Raw genomic sequence first — 10,978 nt, 5'->3', positions numbered from 1 at the left:
CGCTGCGACCATGCCCCGGCTGGTCGACCGCCAGCACGCCGTGGCCATGGTGCGCGAGCCAGCGCGCCAACAGCGTCCAGACGCTGTGGTCGTTCAGCGCGCCGTGGATGAACACGACACAGGGCAGGGCGGCATCGAAGGGCTTGCCGCCGGTGTAGGCATAGGCGCGGCGGCCCTGGACACGGAGTTCCATCTCAAGCCCCCGCCTTCTCGGCGGCCTTCAAGGCGCGCTTCAGGTCGTCGATCAGGTCGTCGGCGTCCTCCAGGCCGATCGACAAACGGATCGTGCCGGGCCCGATGCCTGCGCGCGCCAGCGCGTCGTCGTCCATGCGGAAATGGGTGGTCGAGGCCGGGTGGATCACCAGCGAGCGGCAATCGCCGACGTTGGCCAGGTGCGAGAAGATCTTCAAGGCCTCGATGAAGGCCTTGCCCTGGTGGCGCGAGCCCTTCATGTCGAAGCTGAACACCGCGCCGCAGCCGCGCGGCAGCAGTCGCCGGGCCAGCGCATGGTCGGGGTGCGATTCGAGTTCCGGGTAGCCGATGCGCCCGACCATCGCATGGCCGGCCAGGAACTGCACCACCTTGCGGGTGTTGGCGACATGCCGCTCCATGCGCAGCGGCAGCGTCTCGATGCCTTGCAGGATCAGCCAGGCGGTGTGCGGGCTCATGCAGGCGCCGAAGTCACGCAGGCCTTCGCGACGAGCGCGCAGCAGGAAGGCGCCGACACTGCTTTCCTCGGTGAACACCATGTTGTGGAAGCCGGCATAGGGGGCGCTCAACTCGGGGAATCGCCCGGACGCGTCCCAGTCGAAGGCGCCGCTGTCCACCAGCAGGCCGCCGACCACGGTGCCATGGCCTGACAGGAACTTGGTCGCCGAGTGGTAGATCAGGTCCGCGCCATGGTCGAAGGGCTTCAGCAACCACGGTGGCGTGAAGGTGGCATCAACCAGCAGTGGCAGTTTGGCGTCGTGCGCGATGGCGCTGACCGTGGGGATGTCCAGCACGTCCAGGCCCGGGTTGCCCAGGGTTTCGCCGAACAGCAGCCGGGTGTTCGGGCGGATCGCCGCGCGCCAGCCGTCGATGTCGCCCGGCTTGACGAAGCTGGTCTCGATGCCGAAGCGCCGCAGCGTGTAGTCCAGCAGGTTGTGCGAGCCGCCATACAGCGCGCTGCTGGCGACGATGTGGTGGCCGGCACCGGCCAGCGTGGCCACCGCCAAGTGCAGCGCCGCCTGGCCGCTGGCCGTGGCAATGGCGCCGACGCCGCCTTCGAGCGCGGCAATGCGCTCTTCCAGCACAGCATTCGTGGGATTGCTGATACGGCTGTAGACATGGCCTGAGCGTTCCATGTTGAACAGCGAGGCCGCATGCTCGCTGCTTTCAAAAACGAACGAAGTACTCAGGTGGATGGGCACGGCCCGTGCCCCGGTCGCCGGGTCGGGCGCTGCACCGGCATGCAGCGCAAGGGTGTCGAAACCGGGGTCGGCATATCCGGACATGATGACGATCAGGGTGTTGTGGGTCGGCATTGTGTGCTATGTTTTTTCACCCCAATGAGGAGAGCCTCCCATGAAAGTCAGCGACATCCTGCGCGTCAAGGGCGGCACGTTGTTCACCGTGTCCCCCGATACCAGCCTGGCCGAGGCCGTGCAGACCATGGCCGACCGCGACATCGGCTCGCTGGTGGTGATGGACCATGGCGACCTGACGGGCATGCTCACCTTCCGGGAGGTCATCGCCGCGGTGGTCGGCAACGCCGGCAGCGTCGGCAACAAGATCGTGCGCACGGTGATGGACGACGCACCGCTGACCTGCACCCCCGAGACCGAGATCGACGAGGTGCGCCGCATGATGCTGGGCCGCCACGCGCGCTACATGCCGGTGCAGAACGGCAAGACGCTGATGGGCGTGATCTCGTTCTACGACGTGGCCAAGGCCGTCGTCGACAGCCAGGACTTCGAGAACCGCATGCTGAAGGCCTACATCCGCGACTGGCCGGTCGAAGAAACCGACGCGGCCGAACCCAAGCTGTAGCCGGCCGGCGGCCGGCCAAGGAACAGCCGGCCTGCGACAATCCACGGGCCCGGTGCGGCGTGCACCGGGCCCGTTGCGTCATTTCCCTCCGATAGCCACTTCCCCCAATAGAGCACGATGTCCGGCAGCACCTTCGGCGAACTGTTTTGCGTCACCAATTTCGGCGAAAGCCACGGCCCGGCCATCGGCTGCGTGATCGATGGCTGCCCGCCGGGCTTGCTGCTCAGCGAAGCCGACATCCAGGGCGACCTGGACCGCCGCCGCCCCGGCACCAGCCGCCACGTGACGCAGCGCAACGAGCCCGATGCGGTGGAGATCCTCTCCGGCGTCTACGAAGGCATGACCACCGGCACGCCGATCTGCCTGCTGATCCGCAATACCGACCAGCGCAGCAAGGACTACGGCAACATCCTCGACACCTTCCGCCCCGGCCATGCCGACTACACCTACTGGCGTAAGTACGGCCTGCGCGACCCCCGTGGCGGCGGCCGCTCGTCGGCCCGTTTGACGGCGCCGATGGTCGCCGCCGGCGCGGTGGCCAAGAAGTGGCTGCTGGCCCAGCACGGCACCACCTTCACCGGCTGGATGAGCCAGATCGGCGATATCACGATTCCCTTCGAAGACGAAGCGCAGATCCCGCTGAACCCGTTCTTCGCCGCCAATGCCACGATCATTCCGCAGCTCGAAGCGCACATGGACGCGCTGCGCAAGGCGGGCGACTCCTGCGGCGCGCGCATCGAGGTGCGCGCCCGCGGCGTGCCGGCAGGCCTGGGTGAGCCGCTGTTCGACAAGCTCGACGCCGACATCGCCTACGCGATGATGGGCATCAACGCGGTCAAGGGCGTCGAGATCGGCGCCGGTTTCGGCGCCGTGGCCCAGCGTGGCAGCGAACATGGCGACGAGCTGACGCCGCAGGGCTTCCGCGGCAACAACGCCGGCGGCGTGCTGGGCGGCATCTCGACCGGCCAGGACCTGGTGGTCGCGATCGCGATCAAGCCGACCAGCTCGATCCGCGTGCCGCGCGCCTCGATCAACCGCGCCGGCGAGCCGACGACGGTCGAGACCTTCGGCCGCCACGACCCTTGCGTCGGCATCCGCGCGACGCCGATCGCCGAGGCCATGCTGGCGCTGGTGCTGATGGACCATGCGCTGCGCCACCGCGCCCAGTGCGGCGATGTGCGGCACGCTTTGCCGCCGATTCCCGGCGCGCCGGCCTGAGCGTCCGGGGGCCCGCCGGCAGCGGCCCGTCCCCGGCCCCCAGGGCGGCTGCGAGCGGTCCGTCGCCGCTCGCTGCAGTTCATCACTTCGGCTGACGCAGTCGTCGCGCCGCGGTGCGCTTCGTCACCCGTAAGCCGCGCTTCGTCGCACACTCCCGCTGGGCCGGGAACTCCGGACCTAGACTGCGGCCGCTTTACAAAAGTGGTCAGGCAAGGACAAGGGGATTGCTCATGCGCAAGGGTCGGTTGATCGGGGGCGGCGTGGTGGCGGCGGCAGTGATCGGCATTGCCGCGGCCGTCGTGATGGCACAGCGACAGGCGGGGGCCAAGGCGCCCGACAAGGCGGCCAGCGCGGTGGCCGGCGCAGCGTCGGCACCGCCCTTGGAGTTCCGGCCCACCGAGGTGGTGCAGCCGGCGCTGGCGACCATGCCCAGGACCATCGAATTTTCCGGGCCGCTGGTGGCGCCGAACACCGCTGTTGTGCGCGCCAAGGCCGCCGGCACGCTGCTGGCGCTGCAGGTGGCCGAGGGCCAGCGTGTGAGCGCCGGCCAGGCGCTGGGCCGCATCGATCTGGCGGAGCTGTCCAACCGCGTCGCCGAACGTTCTGCCAACCTCGAGTCGGCCCGCGCCACGCTGGCACAGGCCGAGCGCACCCACGCGTCGAACGAGCGGCTCGCCGCGCAATCCTTCATCTCGCCGATTGCGCTGGAAAACTCCCGCGCGTCGATGGACACCGCGCGTGCCACGCTGAATGCCGCGCAAGCCTCGCTGGACACGCTGCGCGTGGGCTTGCGCGAGGCCGCACTGGTGGCGCCGATCGCCGGCATCGTGGCCAAGCGGTATGTGCTGCCGGGCGAAAAAGTGGCCATCGAGCAGCAGGTGCTGACGCTGGTGGACCTGGCCCAGCTGGAGCTGGCCGGCAGCGTCGGCACCCACGAGGTGGGCTCGCTGGCGCCGGGCATGCTGGTGCAGGTGCGCGTCGAAGGCGTGGCCACGCCGGTGTCCGGCAAGCTGGCGCGCATCGCCCCGGCGGCCGAGCCGGGCACCCGCTCGATCGGCGTGACGATCGCGATGGACAACCCGAAGGAAACTCTGCGCGCCGGCCAGTACGCCCTGGCGCGGGTGGAGCTGACGGATGCGCAGCAGCGCCTTTCGCTGCCGATGCCGGCGGTGGGCAACACCTCGGGCCAGGACCATGTCTGGGTCATCGACAAGGGCGCGCTGCTGCGCCGCGCCGTCACGCTGGGCCGGCGCGACGAGGCCAATGGCCGTGTCGAGGTGCTCAGCGGCGTCGATGCCGGCAGCCAGGTGCTGGCGGCGCGCTTCGACAACCTGCGTGAAGGCGCGAAGGCCTCGGTGGTGGCCCCCAAGGCTGCGGCGGTGGCCTCGGCCGCGGCCTCCATTCCCGCCAACCTGAAATAGGAGCGGCGCCATGTGGATGACCCGTGTCTCGATCCAGAACCCGGTCTTCGCGACCATGGTGATGGTGGCGCTGTGCGTGCTGGGCCTGTTCTCGTATTCCAAGCTGGGTGTCGAGCAGATGCCCGACATCTCCTTTCCCGGCGCCTGGATCGAGATCGCCTACCCCGGCGCGTCGCCGGAGGCGGTCGAGCGTGAGCTGACCAAGCCGGTCGAAGAAGCCATCAACAGCATCGCCGGCGTCAAGCGCATCACCTCGCGCAGCCTGGAGGGTCGGGCACAGGCCAGCATCGAGTTCTCGCTCGACGCCGACATGGGCCGGGCCATGCAGGACGTGCGCGACCGCATCGCGGCGGTGCAGGCGGGTTTCCCGAAGGATGCCAAGGCACCGACGATCCAGCGCTGGAACAACGACAACGCGCAGCCGGTGGTCAACCTGGCACTGCTGTCCAAGAGCCGCGGTGCGCGCGAGTTGTCGATGCTGGGGGAAAACGCCGTTGGCAAGCGCCTGCAGCGCGTCGAGGGCGTGGCCCGTGTGGACATCAGCGGCCTCACGGTGCGCGAAGTGCGCATCGACCTCGACCCCGTGCGCCTGCGCGCTTATGGCGTGACGCCGGCCGAAATCGCCACCGCCTTGCGCGAGGCCAACGCCGACCAGCCGGTGGGCCTGCTGTCCGACAGCGTGCAGGACACCATCCTGCGCGTCGAAGGCAAGCTGCGCGACCCGAAGATGATGGAGAACATCGTCGTCGCACAGCGCGGCAGCCTGTCGTTGCGCCTGGCCGATGTGGGCACGCTGGTCGAGCGTGAGAGGGAAGCCGACTCCACCGCACGCATCAACGGCCAGCCGGCGATCAACTTCAACGTCTTCAAGCAGCAGGATGCCAACATCGTCACCACCGGCGATGCGGTGAAGAAGGCGATGGACGAGATCCGCAAGACGCTGCCGCCGGATGTCGAGCTGAAGCTGATCTACGCGTCCAGCGACTGGGTCAAGGGTTCGCTCGAAGGCCTGCGCCACACGCTGATCGAAGGCGCGCTGCTGACGGTGGCCATCGTCTTCCTGTTCCTGCATTCCTGGCGCTCGACCATCATCACCGGGCTGACGCTGCCGATCGCCGTTATTTCCAGCTTCATCGCGGTGTATGCCTTCGGCTTCACGCTGAACTTCATGACGATGATGGCGCTGTCGCTGTGCATCGGCCTGCTGATCGACGATGCGATCGTCGTGCGCGAGAACATCGTGCGCCATGTGCACATGGGCAAGGACCATTTCACTGCCGCGCGGGAGGGCACCGAGGAGATCGGCCTTGCGGTGATGGCCACCACCTTTGCGATCTGCGCAGTGTTCGCGCCGGTGGCCTTCATGGGCGGCATCATCGGCAAGTTCTTCTACCCCTTCGGCATCACCGTCGTTGTCGCGGTGCTGGTGTCGCTGTTCGTCAGCTTCACGCTGGACCCAATGCTGTCCAGCATCTGGAAGGACCCGCCGGCGGATTACCTGAAAAGGATCCCGGTCATCGGCCACCTGATCCGCGGCACCGATGCCGGGATGGATCTGCTGCACCGCGTCTACCAGCGCACGATCCGCTGGATCTTCTCGGCCCGCCGCTGGCGCGTCTGGCTGCCGGCGTATGGCCATGGCTTCATTGAAGGCCGCCGCGACAAGACCAGCCGGCGCCGTTTCCGCAGCGCGACGATCACGCCGCGCGGCATCGTGGCCTGGACCGGCGTGATGAGCTTCGTCGTCGCGATCGCGCTGGCACCCCTGGTCGGCAGCGAATTCGTGCCGGAGACCGACCAGGGCTTCACGCAGCTGCAACTGCGCGTGCCGGTGGGCTCCAGCCTCGCGCGCACCGATGCCAAGGTGCGGCAGATCGAGGAGATCGTCACCGCGCTACCCGAGGTCGAGACCTTGTCGACCTACGTCGGCGGCGCCGGCCAGCGCAACCAGGCCTGGCTGAACATCGCGCTGAAGGACAAAAAGGACCGCAAGCGCAGCCAGAAGCAAGTGGAGAACGCGATCCGCGAGCAGATCGCCAAGATCCCGGGCACCGATTCGTCGGTGGGCTTCGACCGGCCGATCTACGTCGCCATCCTCGGCAGCGATGCCGAAGGCCTGGCGCGCGTGGCCACCGAGTTCTCGGAGAAGGTCAAGAAGATCCCGGGCATCGTCGATGTCGAGCTGTCGGTCAAGCCGGGCCTGCCGGCCTATGCGGTGCGCTTGAAGCCGGGGGCGGTGCGTGAACTAGGCCTCACCGCGCCGCAGCTGGCCTCGTCGCTGCGCGCCTACGTCAATGGGGAGACGGCGACCTACTGGACCACGCCGGATGGTGACCAGGTGGACGTGGTGTTGCGCCTGAACGAGACGCAGCGCGAACGCATCGAGCAATTGCGCGGCCTGCCGGTGGCCTTTGCGAAAGACGGCACGCCGGTCACGCTGGAGAGCGTGGCGACCATCGAATCGGTGTTCAACCCCGAAATCATCCGACGCCAGAACCTGCAGCGCCGCGAGGCGGTGTTCGCCGGCGTGCAGGGCCGTTCATCCGGCGATGTCGGGGCCGACGTGCAGAAGCTGATCAAGGAAACCACGCTGCCGCCGGGCTACAGCTTCGACATCGGCGGCCAGATGCAGCAGCAGCAGGAGGCCTTCGGTGGCCTGGTCAGCGCGATGGCGCTGGCGGTGATCTTCATCTACATCGTGCTGGCCAGCCAGTTCGGCAGCTTCCTGCAGCCGATCGCGATCATGGTGTCGCTGCCGCTGGCGCTGATCGGCGTGATGCTGGCGCTGCTGTTCTGGCGTTCGACGCTGAACGTGTTCTCGATGATCGGGCTGGTGATGCTGATGGGCCTGGTGACGAAGAACGCCATCCTGCTGGTCGACTTCGCCAACCATGCGCGCAAGGCCGGCGCGACGGTGGCCGAGGCGCTGGAGAAGGCCGGCATGATCCGCATGCGGCCGATCATCATGACCACCGCGGCGATGGTCTTCGGCATGCTGCCGCTGGCGCTGGCGCTGAACGATGGCGGCGAGATCCAGGCGCCGATGGGCCGCGCGATCATCGGCGGCGTGATCACCTCGACGCTGCTGACGCTGGTGGCTGTGCCGGTCATGTACTACTACATGGACAAGGTCGGGGCGCTGTTCGGCCGCTGGTTCCGCGGTCGTGCGGCCGTGGAAGGCAAGGGCGGCGGTGTGTTGCCGCAGCACGCACCCGCCGATCGCGAGTGAGTCGGGTGCCTCAGGCCGTCGCGAAGGCGGCCTGGCCGGTCTGGCGGTAGACGCCACAGCCGATCAGCTGGTCCTTGTCCAGCTGCACGACGAAGGAAGCCTTGGGCATCACCGCGCCGGATGCGGGGTTCACGATGTCGTACTCGATCCAGCCGCCGGCGCCGGGCGCGGCGGCCCAGGCGTCGTGCACGAAACAGTCGCCGTCGATGCCGGGCACTTCATGCACGCGCTTGCCTTCCATCGCCGGCTTGGCGCCGTGCACGCGGTAGGCGCCCCGGCGATCAACCACGAAGATGTAGAGGTCGCGGTCGAGGAAGCCGCCATCCTGGGCATGGAAGGCCTGCGCGGCAGCGCTGAGGCCGCGGGACTTGATCAGGTTCACCGCACGTTCGACCAGTGACTTGGCCTCGTCGGCGCTGCCCTGGCGCAGGCGGATCGACGCCACCGCGCTGGACAGGGTCCTGGCCCGGCCCACCAGGTCTTGCGAGGCTTCGGCGGATTGCTCGACCATCTCGGCGTTCTGCCGCGTGATCTCGTCGAGCTGGCCGACGCTTTGCGACACCTGCGTCAATTCACCGCTCTGGCGCGCGCTGGCGTCGGCAATCTGGCGCAGCGACTGCGACACCGTGCGCACGCCGCCCACCAGCGATGCCAGCACGTGCTCGACGGCGCGGGTCTGGCGCACCGAGCTGTCCACCTGCTCGCCGGAGCGGGCGATGAGCTGGCGGATTTCGCTGGCGGCGCCGCTGGAGCGCTGGGCCAGTTGGCGGACCTCGGCCGCGACGACGGCAAAGCCGCGGCCGGCCTCGCCGGCCCGTGCGGCTTCGACCGCGGCGTTCAGCGCCAGGATGTTGGTCTGGAACGCGATGCCGTCGATCACGCCGATGATTTCACCCACGCGACGCGAGCTCTCCTCCAGCCCGGCCATGGCTTCGACCGAAACGCGCATCGCGCTGCCGCCTTGTTCGGCCTCGGTCTTCAGCTTGTCGGTCAAGTGGTCGAGCTGGCTGGCCGCCGCGGCATTGGCGGTGACGGTCTCGGTCAGCTGCTGCACGGTTTCCACGGTCTGGCGAAGGCTGGCGGCCTGCTGCTCGGTGCGCTGCGCCAGCGATTCGCTGCTGGCCGCTACCTGCTGGCCGGACATGCCCACGCGCACCGCGCTGCTGCGGATTTCCGCCACCAGCGAGGACAGGCGCATGTTCATGCCTTCGACCAGCGCGCCAATCTCGGCCAGTTCGTCGCTGCCGGGCAGTTCGATCTTGTGCGACAGGTCGCCGCCGCTGACGGCCTTCACGCCCTGCTTCAGGCTGTGCAGGCTGCTGCTCACGCTGGCATGCAGCGCCAGTGCCAAGAAGCTGCCGAGCGAGAACAGGCCCAGGCCGGTGCCCAGCACCCAGGGCAGGCTGGCAGGCGCCGTCCAGCCCAGCGCGGCGGCCAGCGTCAAGCCTTGAGAAGCCACCATCGGCAGGCCGACCGTGGCCAGCTTGGCCGGCCAGCGCAGGCGATGCATCAGCTGCGCTGCGGCGGCAAGCGGATGGAACAGCAAACCCGACATCGAAGTGCTCCTCAGACCGTGTTCGATCCGCCAATCCGGGGCGGAGTGGCAGCCCGCACATCTTCAGTGCACTGTCGTGTCGGTGATCCCGGGAAAAGCCGCGGCGAACTGGACCAATTTCGGTGTCGTCAGCACTCGACGATGTTCACCGCCAGGCCGCCACGGGCGGTTTCCTTGTACTTGGTCATCATGTCGGCGCCGGTTTCGCGCATCGTCTTGATCACCTTGTCCAGGCTGACGAAATGCGTGCCATCACCGCGCAGCGCCATGCGCGCGGCATTGATCGCCTTCACCGAAGCGATGGCGTTGCGCTCGATGCAGGGGATCTGCACCAGGCCGCCGACCGGGTCGCAGGTCAGCCCCAGGTGGTGCTCCATGCCGATCTCGGCGGCGTTTTCCACCTGCTCCGGCGTGCCGCCGAGCACCGCGCACAGCGCACCGGCGGCCATCGAGCAGGCGACGCCCACCTCGCCCTGGCAGCCCACCTCGGCGCCGGAGATCGAGGCGTTTTCCTTGTAGAGCAGGCCGATCGCGGCGGCGGTGAGCAGGAAGTCGACGACGCCCTTTTCGGTGCAGCCATGCACGAAGCGCGCGTAGTAGTGCAGCACCGCCGGGATGATGCCGGCCGCCCCGTTGGTCGGCGCGGTGACGACGCGGCCGCCGGCGGCGTTTTCTTCGTTCACCGCCAGCGCGTACAGGTTGACCCAGTCCAGCACCTGCAGCGGGTCGCGCAGGGCGGCCTCCGGGTTGCTGGTCAGCGAGTGGTACAGCCCCGGCGCGCGGCGCTTGACCTTGAAGCCGCCGGGCAGTACGCCCTCGGTGCGGCAGCCACGCGCCACGCAGTCCTGCATCGTGCGCCAGATGCGCAGCAGACCGGCGTCGATCTCTTCATCGCTGCGCCAGTGGCGTTCATTGCGGCGCATCAGCTCGGCAATGCTGCAGGCTTGTTGTTTCGCCAGCAGCAGCAGCTGGTCGCCGCTGTGGAAGGGGTGCGGCAGCACGGTGGTGTCGGGCGCCACCACCTTCTGGCGGCTGCCATCGGTGGCCACTTCCTCGCTGACGACGAAGCCGCCGCCCACCGAGTAGTACACGCGGTTGGCCAACTCGGCGCCGGCGCCGTCGAAGGCCTGGAAGCGCATGCCGTTGGCATGGAAGGGCAGGCTCTCGCGGCGGTGGAACACCAGGTCGGTGGCTTCGTTGAAGGCCAGCTGAAGGCCATCGGCCAGGCTCAGCGACTGGTGCTCGCGCACGGTGGCCAGCAGCGCCGGGATCTGCTCGACATCCACCGTGTCCGGCTCATGCCCCATCAGGCCCAGCAGCACGGCCTTGTCGCTGCCATGGCCCTTGCCGGTGGCGCCGAGTGAGCCGTACAGGTCGCATTGCAGCCGCATCAGGTCGTCCAGCAGGCCGTCGTGGGCCAGGCGCAGCATGAACAGCCGCGCCGCGCGCATCGGCCCGACGGTATGGGAGCTGCTGGGGCCGATGCCGATCTTGAACAGGTCGAAGACGGAGACGGCCATGGAT

General features: G+C 68.3%; 8 protein-coding genes. 4 read left to right on the top strand and 4 right to left on the bottom strand.

Annotated elements, in window-relative coordinates:
• Together VLK61_RS13080 and VLK61_RS13075 are read right to left on the bottom strand one after the other, a co-directional pair.
• On the bottom strand, positions 1–193 hold a 193-nt coding region (locus tag VLK61_RS13080; RefSeq protein WP_325421826.1), incomplete at its 3' end, for an alpha/beta fold hydrolase.
• A gap of 1 nt (position 194) precedes the next feature.
• Positions 195–1,496 (bottom strand): O-acetylhomoserine aminocarboxypropyltransferase, encoded by a 1,302-nt coding sequence (locus tag VLK61_RS13075; protein WP_325421829.1) that lies wholly within the window; start codon positions 1,494–1,496, stop codon positions 195–197.
• Between the two features lie 70 nt (positions 1,497–1,566).
• Here VLK61_RS13075 and VLK61_RS13070 point away from each other — a divergent pair, with 70 nt between their 5' ends.
• The 4 genes from VLK61_RS13070 to VLK61_RS13055 all read left to right on the top strand — a co-directional run bounded on the left by VLK61_RS13070 (position 1,567) and on the right by VLK61_RS13055 (position 7,899).
• On the top strand, positions 1,567–2,031 hold the full coding sequence (locus VLK61_RS13070) for a CBS domain-containing protein (protein ID WP_325421824.1): 465 nt from the start codon (positions 1,567–1,569) through the stop codon (positions 2,029–2,031).
• 117 nt (positions 2,032–2,148) lie between these two features.
• Complete coding sequence (aroC, locus tag VLK61_RS13065; RefSeq protein WP_325421822.1) at positions 2,149–3,249, top strand: chorismate synthase; 1,101 nt, start codon at positions 2,149–2,151, stop codon at positions 3,247–3,249.
• Between the two features lie 230 nt (positions 3,250–3,479).
• Positions 3,480–4,670, top strand: coding sequence for an efflux RND transporter periplasmic adaptor subunit (locus tag VLK61_RS13060; protein ID WP_325421820.1), 1,191 nt, complete (start codon positions 3,480–3,482; stop codon positions 4,668–4,670).
• 10 nt (positions 4,671–4,680) lie between these two features.
• Positions 4,681–7,899, top strand: coding sequence for an efflux RND transporter permease subunit (locus VLK61_RS13055; RefSeq protein WP_325421818.1), 3,219 nt, complete (start codon positions 4,681–4,683; stop codon positions 7,897–7,899).
• A 10-nt stretch (positions 7,900–7,909) separates the two neighbouring features.
• Here the strand turns inward: VLK61_RS13055 and VLK61_RS13050 are convergent, their stop codons facing one another.
• Together VLK61_RS13050 and VLK61_RS13045 are read right to left on the bottom strand one after the other, a co-directional pair.
• Positions 7,910–9,454: a methyl-accepting chemotaxis protein gene (locus VLK61_RS13050; RefSeq protein WP_325421816.1), complete on the bottom strand. Its 1,545-nt coding sequence runs from the start codon at positions 9,452–9,454 to the stop codon at positions 7,910–7,912.
• Between the two features lie 128 nt (positions 9,455–9,582).
• Complete coding sequence (locus VLK61_RS13045; protein ID WP_325421814.1) at positions 9,583–10,974, bottom strand: L-serine ammonia-lyase; 1,392 nt, start codon at positions 10,972–10,974, stop codon at positions 9,583–9,585.
• Positions 10,975–10,978 lie beyond the last annotated feature (4 nt).

The organism is Aquabacterium sp., assembly GCF_035476535.1.
Classification (GTDB): domain Bacteria; phylum Pseudomonadota; class Gammaproteobacteria; order Burkholderiales; family Burkholderiaceae_C; genus Pseudaquabacterium.
The sequence above is the reverse complement of the archived record's forward strand: the minus strand, read 5'-3'. Positions and strand labels throughout refer to the sequence as shown.

Coding starts and splice junctions, on each gene's coding strand:
- VLK61_RS13050 (WP_325421816.1), bottom strand. CDS start 9,454: ATGTCGGGTTTGCTGTTCCATCCGCTTGCCGCCGCAGCGCAGCTGATG.
- VLK61_RS13055 (WP_325421818.1), top strand. CDS start 4,681: ATGTGGATGACCCGTGTCTCGATCCAGAACCCGGTCTTCGCGACCATG.
- VLK61_RS13045 (WP_325421814.1), bottom strand. CDS start 10,974: ATGGCCGTCTCCGTCTTCGACCTGTTCAAGATCGGCATCGGCCCCAGC.
- VLK61_RS13060 (WP_325421820.1), top strand. CDS start 3,480: ATGCGCAAGGGTCGGTTGATCGGGGGCGGCGTGGTGGCGGCGGCAGTG.
- VLK61_RS13070 (WP_325421824.1), top strand. CDS start 1,567: ATGAAAGTCAGCGACATCCTGCGCGTCAAGGGCGGCACGTTGTTCACC.
- aroC (WP_325421822.1), top strand. CDS start 2,149: ATGTCCGGCAGCACCTTCGGCGAACTGTTTTGCGTCACCAATTTCGGC.
- VLK61_RS13075 (WP_325421829.1), bottom strand. CDS start 1,496: ATGTCCGGATATGCCGACCCCGGTTTCGACACCCTTGCGCTGCATGCC.